Annotated in this window: 13 protein-coding genes; 7 read left to right on the top strand and 6 right to left on the bottom strand. The window is 47.8% G+C overall.

Features of this window, described 5'->3' with window-relative positions; all coding sequences use genetic code 11:
* Nucleotides 1-14 precede the first annotated feature (14 nt).
* On the top strand, nt 15-1280 hold the full coding sequence (locus ACIDITHRIX25_RS83275; RefSeq protein ID WP_201731971.1) for an aspartate aminotransferase family protein: 1266 nt from the start codon (nt 15-17) through the stop codon (nt 1278-1280).
* Nucleotides 1281-1896: 616 nt separating this feature from the next.
* Nucleotides 1897-2082, top strand: coding sequence for a hypothetical protein (locus tag ACIDITHRIX25_RS83270; RefSeq protein ID WP_213333478.1), 186 nt, complete (start codon nt 1897-1899; stop codon nt 2080-2082).
* A gap of 599 nt (nt 2083-2681) precedes the next feature.
* On the opposite strand, the gene ACIDITHRIX25_RS83265 is transcribed toward ACIDITHRIX25_RS83270, so the two are convergent.
* Nucleotides 2682-4118 carry a gamma-aminobutyraldehyde dehydrogenase gene (locus ACIDITHRIX25_RS83265; RefSeq protein WP_201731970.1) on the bottom strand — a complete coding sequence of 479 codons (1437 nt, stop codon included), beginning with the start codon at nt 4116-4118 and terminating at the stop codon, nt 2682-2684.
* A gap of 120 nt (nt 4119-4238) precedes the next feature.
* Nucleotides 4239-5456 (bottom strand): saccharopine dehydrogenase family protein, encoded by a 1218-nt coding sequence (locus ACIDITHRIX25_RS83260; RefSeq protein ID WP_052604564.1) that lies wholly within the window; start codon nt 5454-5456, stop codon nt 4239-4241.
* A gap of 494 nt (nt 5457-5950) precedes the next feature.
* Here ACIDITHRIX25_RS83260 and ACIDITHRIX25_RS83255 point away from each other — a divergent pair, with 494 nt between their 5' ends.
* From ACIDITHRIX25_RS83255 to ACIDITHRIX25_RS83245, 3 genes are all read left to right on the top strand, one after another.
* A complete protein-coding gene (locus ACIDITHRIX25_RS83255) occupies nt 5951-6442 on the top strand; it encodes an Lrp/AsnC family transcriptional regulator (protein ID WP_052604580.1) in 492 nt (163 codons plus the stop codon).
* Nucleotides 6439-7827 (top strand): aspartate aminotransferase family protein, encoded by a 1389-nt coding sequence (locus tag ACIDITHRIX25_RS83250; RefSeq protein WP_052604565.1) that lies wholly within the window; start codon nt 6439-6441, stop codon nt 7825-7827. Before ACIDITHRIX25_RS83255 ends, ACIDITHRIX25_RS83250 begins: the two co-directional genes overlap by 4 nt.
* Before the next feature lie 651 nt (nt 7828-8478).
* Complete coding sequence (locus ACIDITHRIX25_RS83245) at nt 8479-10107, top strand: class I adenylate-forming enzyme family protein (protein WP_201731969.1); 1629 nt, start codon at nt 8479-8481, stop codon at nt 10105-10107.
* Here ACIDITHRIX25_RS83245 and ACIDITHRIX25_RS83240 read toward each other — a convergent pair.
* From ACIDITHRIX25_RS83240 to ACIDITHRIX25_RS83225, 4 genes are all read right to left on the bottom strand, one after another.
* Nucleotides 10104-10880 (bottom strand): enoyl-CoA hydratase-related protein, encoded by a 777-nt coding sequence (locus tag ACIDITHRIX25_RS83240; protein ID WP_201731968.1) that lies wholly within the window; start codon nt 10878-10880, stop codon nt 10104-10106. The genes ACIDITHRIX25_RS83245 and ACIDITHRIX25_RS83240 overlap by 4 nt on opposite strands.
* 294 nt (nt 10881-11174) lie before the next feature.
* On the bottom strand, nt 11175-13520 hold the full coding sequence (locus ACIDITHRIX25_RS83235) for an MMPL family transporter (protein ID WP_052604569.1): 2346 nt from the start codon (nt 13518-13520) through the stop codon (nt 11175-11177).
* Nucleotides 13521-13603: 83 nt separating this feature from the next.
* The gene (locus ACIDITHRIX25_RS83230) at nt 13604-14128 is read right to left on the bottom strand and encodes a MarR family winged helix-turn-helix transcriptional regulator (protein WP_052604570.1); all 525 of its coding nucleotides are present in this window, start codon (nt 14126-14128) and stop codon (nt 13604-13606) included.
* Nucleotides 14129-14478: 350 nt separating this feature from the next.
* A complete protein-coding gene (locus tag ACIDITHRIX25_RS83225; RefSeq protein WP_201731967.1) occupies nt 14479-14616 on the bottom strand; it encodes a hypothetical protein in 138 nt (45 codons plus the stop codon).
* Nucleotides 14617-14919: 303 nt separating this feature from the next.
* Here ACIDITHRIX25_RS83225 and ACIDITHRIX25_RS83220 point away from each other — a divergent pair, with 303 nt between their 5' ends.
* Both ACIDITHRIX25_RS83220 and ACIDITHRIX25_RS83215 read left to right on the top strand, forming a co-directional pair.
* The gene (locus tag ACIDITHRIX25_RS83220) at nt 14920-15828 is read left to right on the top strand and encodes an ABC transporter ATP-binding protein (protein ID WP_052607238.1); all 909 of its coding nucleotides are present in this window, start codon (nt 14920-14922) and stop codon (nt 15826-15828) included.
* A gap of 16 nt (nt 15829-15844) precedes the next feature.
* Nucleotides 15845-16618, top strand: coding sequence for an ABC transporter permease (locus tag ACIDITHRIX25_RS83215; RefSeq protein WP_052607237.1), 774 nt, complete (start codon nt 15845-15847; stop codon nt 16616-16618).
* Nucleotides 16619-16624: the final 6 nt, after the last annotated feature.

The following is a 16624-nucleotide window of genomic DNA, read 5'->3' as shown; positions in this document are numbered from 1 at the left end:
AAGGAGAAACAAAGATGACTCAAAGATCTCATCTGTCACCAGTGTGGTCCCAACTAACGGGGCTAGACGTTGTTAGCGGCTCTGGGGCGACAGTTAAAACCCAAAGTGGTGAAGAATACTTAGACTTTACAGCTGGCATTGCTGTAACTTCGACCGGCCACTGTCACCCCAAGGTCGTGGAAGCGATTACTAATCAAGCCGCCCGCTTCATACACGCGCAAGTGAACATCTACAAGCACGACCTTCTTGAGCCATTAGCTGAAAAGTTAAATGAAATAACGCCTCAATCGATCGATACCTTTTTCTTTTCCAATTCCGGAGCTGAAGCTACCGAAGGTTCAGTCAAACTAGCCAAAGCAGCGACCAAAAAGCCCCACATAATCGTATTTCAAGGGTCATTTCACGGTCGAACTGCTCAAACCATGGCTATGACGACGGCAAAAACTGGTTACAAAGCTGGTTATGCTCCTTTTCCATCGGGAGTGTTCGTATCAGAGTTTCCCGATCCAAGCACCAGTGGCCTTGACGAAGCGGCAGCAGTCAAGAGGGCCCTCGATAACTTCGATCTTTTGCTAGCAACACAGACCGCCCCGAGCGAAACCGCTGCCGTAGTTGTTGAACTAGTACAAGGCGAGGGAGGGTATCGCCCGGCGCCCAAGGCCTTCGTCCAAGGATTATATGAGCGAGCCAAAGCAAAGGGTATTCTCTTTGTCGCTGACGAAGTTCAGTCAGGTTTTGGGCGCACCGGCAAGATGTTTGCACTCGAGCACTACGGGATAGAGCCAGACATTATGGTAATGGCCAAAGGTATCGCCTCTGGGTTTCCATTCTCGGCGATAGGCTCATCCTATGAAATCATGGAACGTTGGCCCGTAGGCAGCCACGGAGGAACCTACGGAGGAAATCCAATAGGCGCCGCCGCAGCACTGGCAACAATTGACATCCTGAGATCTGAAGGATTTCTTGAAAATGTGGTGGCAAGAGGTGCTCAACTTAGATCAGGTTTAGAAGAACTCAAAGCTCAGTATGAAATCATAAACGACGTACGTGGCCTTGGAATTATGTTAGGTTGCACGATTGTCGACCCAGCAACTGGGTTACCAAACGGTGAACTTGTCAATCAAATTCTCAGACACGCACGCGAAAATGGCAAAGTAATCCTTATGAATGCCGGTACCTACAATAACGTCATTCGGTGGATGCCACCTCTGATCATCAATGAGAGCCAAGTTGCGCAGGCACTCGCTGCATTTGAAGCTGCTATCAAAGCAAATCTCTAACTTATGCTCCCTTGATAGAGAAGATCGACAATGAGCGACCGCGAAAACTCTTCACGGTCGCTCATTGTCAAAATCCCAGGGTCCATCCCGCCTGAGACAAGGTCGAACTTATCTCCTCGTTGCAATCAGAGTCGCCCATGGACCGTGGGCGAAACCAAGTAATAGCTAAAACAATGTCCGAGCGAGCCAGGCAACCCTCAAGAGGCCAAGGGCGGCCTTTGTATTGTTCACAGAAATCTAGCGTGAGGCGACAAAGCACGACAGGGCCAACTCCAACTTTAGGATCATTGACACTTCATCGAGCATCATTCCAAGGGGCGGCCATGGGCAAGATTTTGACACAGGCACGCTAAGGTTTACTCACACTCGATGCATCCGCTCACTTCTACCTAAAATTCGACAGAGCACCATCCCAATCAGCCTTTGGTACCTTTGTAAAATTGGTGGAACTCCACTCGAACGCAAATAAAGTTCCGAGCGTCAACCTTACCCTAGATTCGAAACCAAGCGATGCCATCACTCTCATCTCCGACGAAGAGATTGGGTCGAAGAGGACTTTGCAACTATTGAATCGCCAGAAACCGGCGTTATATTTCCACCCATGCAGAGCAATCTATTGATTAGGATTGTTGGAGTTGCTCCAGAGATCGCCTTTGACGCTGCGAAAACTGTGACTTTACACTCATGGGTCACAAACTATCTAATCGCCAGCCGAACCATCTTTTCCTCCCGATCCAATGGAGATATGACGGGTTTTATCGATGGTAGGAAAAATCCAGAGATAACAAAAGCCAATGGCTAAAGCTCAATCTCTTCGTCAGCAAAATTAGCGGCAGGAACTACTCTTGCACTGGTGCAAGAGTGGCATAATAAGCTCGACGCTATCGAAGGTTTATCGCTTAAATCCAAAAAGTAATTGGCCGAACCAATTAGGAGGCTCTTGAACTCGACGACAGCCACATCTCCATTGATTTTCACATCTCCAAAGCCATCTAAGGAGTTCAGCTGTCGCGAAATAGAGATCTGTAGAAATCTTTTGCCTATCGGCACTCTTCATCGATTCCGCTAGGGCCGACCTCGTATTTGTGGCATTCCCTGACAATCAAAGGTTTCCAACTGGCTATATTTACAGACCATATTTAGGGGCCATTATAGGAATAGCTTACGGCATTCGAAACAGCCCAACTAGAGGTTCGTGGTGTAACACTCCAATTGGAGTGTTACACCACGAAGTAAGTTCAAAGATCACCTCATTCAGATAGGATTTTTGTGCGTGAGGTTAGACGATCCCAGAGTTCCAGAAATGCCATCTTGATAAAGGACTAAATTTCGAGTAAAGACCCATCTGGAAAATTCATAGCCCAAAACTCTTTCGGCCCTGATTTTATGGCCAAGCAGGGTCTATCCTCCTATATAGCTCATGACGTGCTTGATCCTCGTATAGTCCTCAAAACCATACATTGACAGGTCTTTTCCGTACCCGGAGTGCTTGAAACCTCCATGTGGCATCTCGGCAACAAGAGGAATGTGCGTATTGATCCATACTGCTCCAAAATTCAGCGACTTAGCCATTCGCATGGCCGTACCGTGATCCTTGGTCCAAACTGACGATGCAAGTCCGTACTCAACATCATTAGCAGATTTTAAGGCTTCGGCTTCATCGGAAAACTTTTGAACTGTAATTACTGGTCCAAAGATCTCAGATTGAACGATCTCATCTCTCTGCAAAAGGCCACTAACTACCGTTGGAGTCAAAAAGTATCCGTCCTGGCCAACCCTTTCGCCGCCAGTTTCAACTTGGGCATGATCTGGTAATCGCTCAAGCAGTCCCATCACTCTAGAGAGCTGATTTGAGTTATTCAAAGGACCAAAGTCAGCTTCGTCAGCAGGCTTGCCGACCTTAGTTGCCTTAGCGGCTTCAGTCAATGCGGCCACAAAGTCACCATAAACCTTAGATCCCACCATCACACGTGCCGCAGCAGTACAGTCCTGTCCAGCATTGAAATAGCCGGCAATAGCGATCCCTTGGGCAGCTTTCTCGACATCGGCATCGTCAAAGACTATTACAGGTGCATTTCCGCCTAACTCCAGATGGACTCGCTTTAGATCTCTAGCAGCCGTCTGGGCTACCTCTATGCCTGCACGGACCGAACCGGTAATAGATACCATCTGCGGTATCTTGTTCTCGATAAGAGCCCTCCCCGTATCGCGTTCGCCACAAACCACATTGAATACTCCCGCCGGAAGAAACTCTGACATGACCTTGGCCATAAAGAGCGCTGACATCGGTGTGGTATCCGATGGCTTCAAAACCATGGTATTTCCTGCAGCCAGAGCAGGCGCCCACTTCCAGACCGCCATCATCATTGGATAGTTCCATGGAGTAACACTCGCACATACTCCTATGGGCTCGCGCCTGATCATCGAGGTATGGTCACGCATATACTCCGCTGCTGAGCGACCCTCAAGATTACGAGCTGCTGCGGCGAAGAAGCGAATCTGATCGACCATCGGAGGAATCTCTTCCGAAATAGTCAAGCCAATGGGCTTGCCTGTATTACGGGATTCAATCTCAACAAGCTCCTTAGCATTCGCCTCTAGGGCATCGGCAATCCTAAAAAGCGCCAAGGATCGCTCCGAGGGCGTCGTCTGCCCCCATTCTTCAAACGCACTTGCCGCAGCCTGACAGGCGAGCTCAATATCGCTTGCGTCAGAGAGGGGTGCACTGGCATAAACCGCACCTGTTGATGGATCAATAATATCTGAGGTGGAACCAGAGCGAGCATCGACCTCTTTGCCCGCAATAAAGTTCCTGATAGTTTCCTTAGACTCGCTCAATTTGCGCTCCTTGTTCCTAATTGATTCGAATTATACCCCAAGACCAGCTAATCCTGGGAGTAAGTCGTTCCTGTTATAGTTTGAATTTCCTGTAATATCACCTAAAAAAACAACATTTAATTAGACAATCTCCTCACGCATCCCCCACGGCGATTCATGTTTTACCAGGGAATCTAGGAATGGATCAGGGTCAAATGCCTCCGGTCCTAGAACTCCCCTCGCGGCCCATACCCCACTAGAAATTAGCTCCAGTGCTATTACGGGGTTTATCGCTGTCTGCCATACGACTGCTTGGCATCCCCATTTCGCCATCGTCTCGTCATTGTCCACGACGTGGTAAAGATATACTGCCCTAGCTTTAGAGTCCTTATCGAGACCACTTACATACGTCCCTGCACAAGTCTTTCCATGCATCATTGGACCTAAATCTATTGGATTGGGCAAACATGCACCTACGACATCGCGAGGAGAGACTGAGACTTCACCCACTGTTATCTTTTGCGCGTTATCCAGCCCAAGTTTATGAAGGGTCTTTAGGACTGATATGAACTCATCGCCAAGGCCATATTTGAAGGTAACTCGATTTGCTTTGAGCCATTTTGGAATCAACACAACCTCTTCATGCTCTACGTTCACACATTCGACTGGGCCAATTCCGCCAGGGAAGTCAAAGACCTCTGCCTCAGAAAATGGCTCCGTTGTGTAAAAACCTTTATTTGCTTCGTAGATCAAAGGGGGGTTGAGGCACTCTTCAATCGTCGTCCATATTGAAAATGTCGGAGCAAAGTCGTACCCCTCCACTACCAAATTCGCTCCATCTCTCACCCCTATCTCGTCGATCTGTGAGAAAAGATGCTTGCTCGCATACGCCGCGAAGATGTCGCTCAGTCCGGGTTCGACGCCAACGCCAACTAAAGCAAGTAGCCCCTTCTCCTCCCAGAGGTTAGCCTTTTCAAATTGCGCATCCCCCAGCATTACGCCGCACTTAGAATAGGGATCGCTCGGATGTGGCTTAGAGAGCGACATTGCCATATCGACATAAGTACATCCATACTCGTATGCAGCATCAAAGATCGGCATTACAAAACGCGGGTCACAGGCGTTCATAATCGCATCTATCTCAAAAGCAGAGGCCAAAGCCACTATCTCCGTCACAGAACTCGCGTCTAATTTGCTATAGGCAACCGCGGAGTCATCAAGATTGGTCTGTCGTGCAACGTATCGCGCCCTGTCCTCATCGATATCCGCGACACAAATAAAACTAAAGCTTTCGAACTTGGAAGAAATCTTTACAATCGCTTCCCCAACGCCACCAGCACCTATCACTAGGACTCGCATTCAACTCCCCTAACCATCAAAGACACCACCAGAAAGCAATCACATGAAATAAAGCCAGATCCACCAGCACATTCAAATACGGTAAATTGGAATAACCTCTAACTCAAGCCAACAGCTCCGCGGTAGGAATCGTATTGTTCACAACCACAAATATCCACCACTGCTGCCGCCGAGAAAAATAAATCAACCGATCCGTAACCAAATGGGCACCGACTCCGTCGTATCATCAATGATCCACTGCCTAAACTACATTGAAAACGCGGTCGAAGTATGGAAAACGCATAAAAATGGACAGAAATTTTCGGAATCGCTAGAATACGCATACCAAAAATGTAAGAATCCTTCGTAACGATCTTTTTCCAAGAACAATTCGCGATACAATTGCGCACAGAACTGTTGGAATCATATCTTTCCATGAACTTATATCTTTTGGAGTAATCAAAGTGGAACGAGCATTACGCCCGGTGAGAGGCGGCGGGGGAGCAGTAGCGCCCATAACAAGAAATGTGGAACCTTTAAGAAATGACAGTCGAGGACTTTTTACCTTAGACGACAAATCAAAACAGCTGATTGAACTTCTACAGATTGACGGTCGCCGTTCCTATGCAACTCTTGCGAAAGAGGTTGGCCTTTCAGAGGCAGCCGTTCGCCAAAGAGTTCAGCGCCTTATCGACCAAAATGTAATGCAGATCGTGGCTGTGACAGACCCTCTTTCGGTTGGTTTTACACGCCAAGCGATGATTGGTATAAGAGCCGATGGAGACCTTCGAAAAGTATCAGAGACAATTGCAAAAATAAAGGAGGTTGACTACGTAGTAGTTTGTGCAGGTCGGTACGACTTGCTCGCTGAGGTCGTCTGCGAAGACGATGCCCACCTGATGGAAATCCTCAATGACACCATTCGAAACGTTCCCGGCGTCTCGTCGCTGGAAACGTTTGTCTATTTGAGACTGGAAAAACAATCATATGCCTGGGGTGCAAGATGAACGATAAAAATAATTACAGTAAATTCGATTCCGACAAGCTATCCGAAATGGCGCGCCGTCATCTTTGGATGCACTTTACACGTCTCTCCTCCTATAACGAAGCAGAAATTCCCATCATGGTAAAGGGAGAAGGCGGCTACGTTTGGGACTCCCATGGGAAGCGCTATATCGATGGTTTGGCTGGTCTTTTTGTGGTTCAAGCAGGACACGGTCGTCACGAACTTGCCGAAGCGGCGGCCAAACAAGCTAGCGAACTTGCCTACTTCCCCATATGGAGTTACGCACACGCTCCAGCGATTGAACTTGCCGAAAGGTTAGCTTCGTTGACTCCTGGAGATCTAAATCGCGTCTTTTTCACCACGGGCGGCGGTGAAGCTGTCGAAACCGCCTTCAAGCTGGCTCGGCAATACTTCAAACTAACCGGCAAACCAAAAAAGACCAAGGTTATCTCCCGAAACATCTCTTACCATGGCACCACTATGGGAGCGCTCTCTATCACTGGTTTAGCCGGCATAAAAGCTGATTTTGAACCACTAATACCCGGCACCTTCAAGGTGGCCAACACAAATCGCTACCGTTGTGTCGATTGTGCGAATTCACCTGCATGTACTCTTCACTGCGCTGACGACATTGAGCGAATGATCAACTACGAAGGGGCAGATACAATAGCTGCTGTCTTTCTTGAGCCGGTTCAAAATGCCGGAGGATGCTTCACGCCACCCGATGGATACTTCGATCGGGTTCGAGAAATCTGCGACAAATACGATGTGCTACTGGTAGCCGACGAAGTAATCTGCGGTTTTGGTCGTCTGGGCCACTACTTCGGATCGCAAAAATACAACTTTGTACCTGATATGATCACTGTCGCCAAAGGTATGACATCGGGGTATTCTCCAATCGGCGCTCTAATAGCTTCCGATCGAATTATCGAGCCTTATCTAAAGGAGACCAATACCTTCTTACATGGCTTTACATTCGCTGGTCACCCAGTATCAAGTGCTGTTGCGCTAGCCAATCTTGACATCTTCGAGCGCGAAAACCTCCTAGGAAATGTACTAGCCAACGAGGGATACTTTAGGGAATCTCTTGAAGGGTTGCGAGATATCTCTATCGTAGGTGACATCCGAGGAACTGGATACTTCTACGGAATCGAACTCGTCAAGGATCGATCATCCAAGGAGACCTTTAGCGACGACGAATCAGAACGACTGCTTCGTGGCCTTCTGACGCCAAGGCTCTTTGAGGAAGGCTTGATCTGTCGAGCCGATGATAGAGGTGATCCCGTCATCCAACTATCGCCTCCACTAGTCATAGGTAGGTCGGAGATAGACGACATAGTCGGAATCCTAAGGGGCGTTCTAAGCGAAGCCGCGGCGTTGATCTAAGACTACCAAATTCAAAATCTCCATAAAGATCGCCTCTAACATTCAAACTTTGGAGGCGATCTTTATGGCTTTCATACAAGTCAATCTCTCTTTTTTGCCGAACATGTAACAGGATCATCAGCTACAAATGGCTCGAGCACCAAGAACTTGAGTTCTCTCTCGTTCGGCCTTTGTTTGAGACCCCCAGCCTCTTTGAAATTTAGCCACAAACGTCACCACTTGGCTCACAAATATCTCTAGGTCATTTGGAATAATCCGCAATATAGAGACGCACAAGCCATATTTGTCAGAGGGCACTACTCGCAAAGATGGCTATCTCGTGGAATCTCGACAATGGTTCAAAAGGCAAAATTTCACCAACTCTATTTAAGATTTTCCGCTTTAGCACCAGAGGTCTGACCCTTACCAAAGAGACCTCGGCCGATCCCTTTCTATAACCCCAAAGGCCGCCAATGCAAGAGGCCTTGATTTACCAGAGCGCCACAGAGCACAGTTCTTGGCCCAGTGCTCAACGGGCCAATGATGCAAGGGCATATCAATTGCCGGTTCATTCAAGATGGCACCTTCGTTCTGCCAGATCAAAATATACCAGTCAATCAATAATAGGCAGATTGATCACGTCCTCAAATGGTGCCTAACTAAAATAAAGAAGTGCCACCACTCAATAACGACGGATCTCCATCCTTTATCAAGATAGTCACCAATGAAACCCGTTTTGACCCACTCGATCTAACTATCGCTTCGATAAGCGAGCTCAACCTAAAGCAAAACCATTCGAACTTCATCCATTCAGCCAGAACTGGCTGGTTAAGTGGGGCTCAATTCTATCAAATTGCACAAGGTCAGGCCAAGATGCTAAGTTCGACCTTCGATTTGACGCCTGGATCAAGAATTGCCCTCAGCGGACGAGGTTCAGTTTCTTTTGCCACGACCTTTCTTGCAGCCCAAATTCTGAGATTGGTAGTCGTTCCGATAAACCCCAACTACACAGAACGAGAGCTCACTTACATCTTGAAAGACGTGCGTCCCGCCCTATTCGCCTGCGATGCAATTGATCAACCCAATCTGGAGTTCATCACCAAACTCCGCTTTGACAAAGATCCATATATTGGCCCTGGATCGCACCTTCCGACCACGAATAGCTCCATATCTCTAATCACCTACGATGAAATCAATAGACGAGGCACGGATCAGTCCAGCCTTTATGAAGGCGAGTCTCCGTATGGGAAAATAAATGTAGATGGACAAACGACCCTTCCCTGTAGTGGCAGTCCTTCTGATATAGCCCTATGTGCATATACCTCAGGAACAACAGGTAACCCCAAGGGCGCACTTTTGAGTCACAGCAATCTCATCTCCTCGATACAAGGGCTATCTGTGGCATGGGATTGGAAGTCGTCCGATCGGCTACTCCTAACCTTACCCCTATTCCATATGCACGGTCTAGGAGTGGGGTTGATCGGTTCAATGGTAGTTGGATCGTCGATTGTACTAGAAGAAAAATTTGATCTAGAAGCGGTCTTTAGCGCTATCTCGGCCCATCGGCCCTCGCTCTTTTTTGGAGTACCAACGATCTATGGACGATTAGTTGGAGACTCTCGATCAAGTAACTTTTCAAAGTTCAGACTTATAGTTTCAGGATCTGCCCCGCTCTCCCCACAAACATTCGCCAAAATAGACCAAGTAATGGGACAACCTCCCCTGGAGCGATACGGAATGACAGAGACCGTGATGAACACCTCCAATCCATTCGACGGAGCTAGAAAGGCCGGTAGCGTAGGCAAACCGCTATGTGGAGTCAGCGTTGGAATCGATAACCGAGGTGAGATTTGGCTCAAGGGTCCCAACGTCTTTCAGGGGTACCTCGGTCAAGAAGAAGCTACAGCAAAATCTTTTGCCAACGGCTGGTTTGCGACCGGCGACGTCGGAAGGTTTGATGAAGATGATTATCTAATTATCGATGCTCGCCTAAAGGATCTCATTATCACCGGCGGATTTAATGTTTACCCACGAGAGGTCGAGGATCAGTTGCGCGCTCTCCCACAAATAGCAGAGGTAGCAGTGGTCGGACGTCAAAGTGAGATATGGGGCGAGGAAGTAGTGGCATTCATAGTTTGGAGGAGCCTCCCACTGAAAACCTCAGATCTGGTAGATCTTCTAAAAGCTCAATTAGCACCTTATAAGGTTCCAAAAGACTTTATCGCAATAGATGCTCTTCCTAAAAACGCGATGGGCAAAGTCTTATCAAAAGAGCTAAGAAAAATGGCCCAAGATATCTAACGTCCTTCGAACTTTGGCTGTCGCTTCTGAGAAAAAGCCTCTAGCGCCTCTAGATAATCTCTCGATGAGAGTGTCTTTTCGCTCATCTCGTTCGCCACATCAGCCACAGAGTCGCCGCCATTACTAAGCGCCTCAATCACTCGCTTAGTAGCCATAATAGATAAGGGTGCATTCTCGGAAATCTGGCGAGCAAGATCATCTACATATTCCCAAATCGCTTCCGAAGCGACGCTCCTAATGAGTCCGATCGACTCCGCTTCGACTGCACTTAGGCGAGCCGCGGTAAAGATCATCCACTTGGCATTAGTCGGACCAACCAATTCAACCAAGCGCGAGAGCGAACCAAGGGGGTAGGAAATTCCCAAACGAGCTGGGGGAACTTGGTAGATCGAATTAGCTGCTCCAATTCTAAAGTCACAAGCTACAGCGATTGAGACACCCCCTCCGATACAATATCCCTCTATCAAAGCGATGGTCACCTTAGAGGTCCTACGAAGACGCAAAAGTGCCTTCTCGGTATTTTCATCGTAGGTATGCGAGCTTTGGCCACTTTGACGCAGGTCTTTAAATTCAGAGATGTCAGCACCGGCCACAAAGTTGCCATCGCCACCATGTACTATGACCACTTTGACGTAATCATTCGAGTCAACGAGGCGGATACTATCGTCGAGTTGACCCCACATATCCTGCGATATCGCATTTTTGCGCTCAGGATTAGTAATTAGTACCTCTGCAATTGAACCGATTACTCGTGTGGTTACACTTCCTGACATGACGTCCTTTCTAGGGAATGTCCTTCGAGGCCCTTCATGACATATTAAACGATTAACTCAGAGATTTGGCCGAGCGATGCGATTTCTTATCGGAGTGAAGCTCTAATAGGACCAGGGAATCGGCTCTTAAAAGTCGCTATGACTAGACTCTAGCAAACAACAGATAGGGCCGAAAACGGTTCAGAACAAGTGCCGATTCGACAAAAATCCCGCCTTTTTGAGATGAAAATAGTCTCGGCTCCATCGCATCATCCAATGAGCAACAAAGCCGAGACTATTGGTCAAAGAGCTAACTTACTTCACGCCGATAGTCACATCGCCGCTTGGTTCATTTGGGTTATCCATTTCAGCTTGCTCAGCCTCCCACCTAGCAGCCTCGAGGTCAGAGTGTGATTCCTTGAAAAGATGAGATGGCCACCAATTCCAATGACCCAAAAGGACCACAACACTAGGGACCAAGAGAGTTCGGACCAAAAAGGTATCCATAACGATTCCAAGAGCAAGGCCAAAGCCAATCTCTTCTACCTGGGAATTTCCTAGTTGGGCGAGAGCCAAAACCGCAAAGGTACCAGCTAGGACCATTCCCGCCGATGTCACAGTCGACCCAGTAGCATTTAGGGCGACCTTCACTGCAGAGCGAAGATCTCTATGTTGGGCCTCTTCGCGGATTCTTGTCATAACCAAGATGTTATAGTCCTCTCCCAGTGCTAATAGGAAGAGGAATAATAGGAAGGGTAAGACAAAGTTGAGTCCGCTATTTCCGCCGAAGTAGATAAAGACAATAACGTCAGCCCCAAGTGCGGCAAGATACGAGAGAATGACGGAGATCATCAGATAAAGAGGCGCCACACCACTTCGTAGAACTAAAGCTAGCAGAACACCAATAATGATGATGACCACTGGAACAATCTTGACAAGATCCGAACTCGACGAAGATGCAATATCGTATGCCGCTGGAGCTAGACCAGCAACTCCATATTTTTCAGCCCCGAACTTATTCGCAACCGCTCCCACCTGAGAGCGAATCAACGGTGTAGCATTCAGCGCAGCGGTCGAAGCTGCATTTCCAGCGCTCAGACTTGTTACGAATAAAATGGTTCTTCCATCTTTGGAGATGAACTGATACTCGCTACGATACGCCTGATATACCTTCGGAGGAATTGATAGGTTTGCCGGTTCTATGGCTGGCAGTCCAGCTGGTGAACCCAACTGTGCATTCAGTGCACTTAGCTGGCTTGCGCTAAATTTGGTAGCTAACACATTGAAGGGACCAAACACAGACTTTAAGGTCGACTGGTGCGAAAGATCGGTTTGCATAGCCTCTATATTGGATAGATTTGACCAAACCGATCTCTTGAACTTGAAGATTACCTCCGTCGGATTGAAGCTCGATGAAGGGAACTCCTTGTTTAGGATTTGAGTACCATAGTAAGAGTCAGAGCCCTTAGGAGCGGTGCTTGCCGAGGCAAACCCAGATGGCGAATTGCCAAATGATGCAACCGCCAAAGAACCAAAGATAACGAGACCTATGATCAATGTAGTTACAGGCCTAGTTACAACCCTCGCTGCAATCCGTCCCCAGAGTCCTACTTTTGGTTCTCCAGGACGAGTCGAGGTTGGCCAAAAGACGGCGCGACCCAGAACCGCTAAAATCGCTGGCAATAGAGTAAGGCCTGCGATCAGCATCAGAGCAACGCCGATAGCTAGCGGCCAGCCGAGGCCCCGATAGAAGCCAAAAGAGGCAGTCACCAAGGACAAAAGCGCTGCGATAACCGTCGCCGAAGAGAAGGTAATAGATTCTCCGACTTTCTCAAGCGCCCTAGATACGGCAGCTTTAGGCTCTAGTCCGCGACGAAGCTCTTCCCGCACTCTAAAGACCAAGAAAAGACCGTAATCAGTTCCGGCACCGATGATCAAAATAATAAAGAGAAGCTGGGTGACAAATGATACCGTAAATCCAGCTTTGGAGGCCTCCGCGATAATTGGACCTCCAGCTAGTACTACGAATACAGCTGGAAGCAGGGTTACAAACGGAGCCAACACAGCACGAAAGACAATGAGAAGAATAACTACAACCAGCAGAACTGAGTAGTTCTGAGCATTGCTTGGACCAGCGCTGTTACCGGAGTTTGAATCAACAGTAACCGCTGTCTGTCCTGCCAAGTGAACAGAAAGGTCACTCGGGACAGGTGTTGCCTTGATGGCAGAACGCAGGTTGCCCACTAGTGTCTTTAGACCCGTGGCACCAAATGGACCAGTCTTTGAGATTATCACTCCCTGGATAGCACGTTGGTCAGGCGAAACCCCTGCCACCTTAACCGAAAGTACTGTCGGCTCCTTTTTCATCGAAGCCAGAACGGCAACAAATGCAGCCCTATCTGTTGGGGAAAGTTTACTTTGACTAGTCTGTGCAACCACTATGACCTGGGAGTCGTTGGAGTTTAGAAATGGCGACGCTAAATTAGCGGCCTGTATCGAGGGAGAGCTAGATGCAAGAAATGCCCTATTGGAATTGGTAACCACCGAACCAAGCGACGGCAAGAACTGAATCGATGCAAAAGTGCCAGCGATCCAAAAGACAATGATAAACCATCGATACTTTACCGAAAAATGGCCTAAGCCTCTAAAAAATTTTTGCATATTACTCCTATTAGCAAATGATGACTCACTCTAAAATTTGGCGAATAATCGATAATCCAAAAACAACTATCTACCCTGGATTGTCAAGTCTCCACCTCCCGATCCAACACCGTAGGATTGCGTGGATTCGACTCTATCCCTTCCAAAAGTTCATCCAAAAGTTCACATAACATTCGAAATCGATCATTTCCCATCTTGTTGATGCCGCCTATGATCGGTTCCATTCGCTGATGAATCAATTGTGCAGCTACAGTTCCTTTATCCTTAGAAAGCGTTACCAACGTCCGTCTATGATCGTTGGGGTCTTCAGTTCGATCCACCAGCCCTCCATTGCTCAATTGGCTCACCAGATTCGAAGTGGTAGCCAAAGAGACGTGAAGATGTACCGCTAGGTCAGAGACTGAGATTGGCTGGAATATCACGATATGAGAGAGTGCAATAATGTGACGAGGCGAAGGTTCTGGAACATCTCCTACTATCTCTTTTATGTTGGTATCCCGAAGAGTTTTCAACACGCCCGACATCCTAGACAGAAGCTCGAACGGCCTAGCATCGCGTTCAGTCTCACCCTCAAAAGGATTTCCTGAAAGATTGTTTCCCTCGGGCAAAACTTATTTCCCTCTCTTTTTGGTAATATTCCAACTTCACTCAACCCCAAAGGGGCCTACTTGGCCATTCGTCCAAAGGTCTTGAGTTGAAAGATGTATGTCTAATCATTAATTACTTCAAATAACAAAACTATATTAGGTTCAAAATAATTTCCGGAGTTACAATAATCTTTGCCTTGGCGAGACGAGAAAATGATCACTAGGTGATTTGAAGGAAGTCAACTCAGACCACCTCAAACCAACTCTATTGACTCTGAACTACTACATGGATGTTCAACTAAACAAAATCATGCTAAATCACCACTAACAATAAATCGACAGAAGTGATAGCAAGAATCACCGATCGCCATTTAGATCTCTCTAAGAACGATTTGTCTGTCATCCAAAAGTTGTAGACCACCTTTTAGCACTGCGATTCCAACTAACAAGAACAAGAGCCAATTGCAAAGGGGAGATGCCACAAGGCCGATTCTGTTTTCTTTGGCCATCTCCAATTCGCATCGACTTGTTTAGATCTAATAGGCCAGAACCTGGGGTAAACAAAGATGCCGGAGTTACCATGTCTGCCCGCCTAGGGGCACGAACTATTCATCTATGGTCATCTATGGTCATCTAAGAGTGAGCGAGGACTATCGAAAAGCCTGGTAGAACCACAACTTATCGAACCACAACTTATCGAACCACAACTTATCGAACCACAACTTTCGGATGAGCCCTGAAATCATCCCTTGGATCATTGGTCGAATCAAAAATGGCGACTTTACTTATCTAACATGGAAAACAACTTTGCAGTGAGAACTGAAGGTCTCACTAAAAAATATGGTGACAAGATCGCAGTTAACTCCGTTGATCTTACGATACCTAGAGGCGTCGCCTTTGGCTATCTTGGCCCCAATGGCGCAGGAAAGACCACTCTGATAAGGATGCTGCTTGGTCTTACGCCATCCACATCCGGGCAGATGTGGATGCTAGGCGAAAAAGTCCCCGAACACCGCTCTCTGGCACTTGCTAAGGTTGGAGCAATCGTAGAGGAACCTCGGTTCCACGAATATATGACAGCGCTAGAAAACCTACGCATCGCTGCAGCAGTCCGCGGACCCGAAGCGGAGAAACGAATCGGGGAATCGCTCGAACGGGTCGGCCTGGGCGAACGATCAAAAGACAAGGTTAAGTCGTATTCATTGGGGATGCGACAACGTCTAGGAATTGCTCGATGCCTATTGACTGACCCCGAGCTCTTGATTCTAGATGAGCCAATGAACGGCCTGGATCCTGCTGGAATAATGGAATTTAGACTTCTGATTCGAGCATTTGTTGGCGAGGGCAGAACGGTTGTCATCTCTTCTCACCTACTTGATGAGATTGAAAAGACGTGTGATGCTGTCTCAATCGTGGACCAAGGGCAAATCATCCGCCAGGGAAATCTCTCCGAGATGTTCGGAAATCCATCGGGCGAAGTTGAGATAGAGGTCGGAGACAGCGAAGGTGCCCTTAGCGTACTCTCCCGCCTCTCCTATGTTTCGAGCGTCGAGTTAGTTGGGAAAAACCAACTGAAATTTGAGCTCAACCCCGAGGTAAAGCCATCGCAGGTCAACTCGGATCTGGTATTGGCGGGCGTATTAGTAGAAAAATTCTCACCGACTCGCAAGACTCTCGAAGACGAGTTCCTGTCGATTACCTCAAATATGGGAATTCACTAGAAAGAAAGATTAACAAATGTGGTTTCTAAGAAAGATGGTCTCCTCGGAGGTACTTAAACTTCGTCGGAACCGAGGGCAATTTTTAACTGCTCTACTCCTCACGGTTGGCGTTGTCATCGTCGACTTCGCAGTCGCAGAGGGGCTACACCTCTACAACTCGACTTCACATGGCCCAGCTGGTGGGACCAGCAATTTCCATAACCTAATCACGATTCTAACCTTCATAGGTTCGACTGCAGCGATTATCATCGGGGCATATGCCGGATCAAGCGACGAAAGCTCGGGGGTATTTCGTGATCTTGTGGCAAGTGGACGATCCAGGACTTCGCTCTATTTAGCTCGAGTGGCTGGAGCAATTCTGTTTTACCTGCCATTTCTCATCGCCGCCCTCGCCTTGGGTATAGTTGGAACGATTATCTTCCACGGTAATCTTCCCAACCCAACAGCCGGTGACTTCTTTAGGAATGCAATAGTGACAATTGCGGTGACGATCTTTTATCTCACCCTCTCGCTCGGCTTTGCGAGCCTCACACTCTCACGATCCATCACAGTTGGGGTTCTGTTAGTTTGGGTACTCTTTGCTCAACGACTAATTGCAGCGATCACTTTTCTTGGGTCATCCAGGAAGGCGCTACCTTTGGTTGCTCAACATGCGCTCAACTCGGCTCGAGGCGGACCATTTTCGGTTCCAATCAATGAAGGCGTTATAACAGCCGTGATAGTTCTTATAGTATGGTCAGCAGTCGTGCTGGGGCTAGGCGCGGTGCGAACTGTCAGAATGGATGCCTAGCATCTT

Source organism: Acidithrix sp. C25 (genome assembly GCF_904848545.2).
The sequence above is the reverse complement of the archived record's forward strand: the minus strand, read 5'-3'. Positions and strand labels throughout refer to the sequence as shown.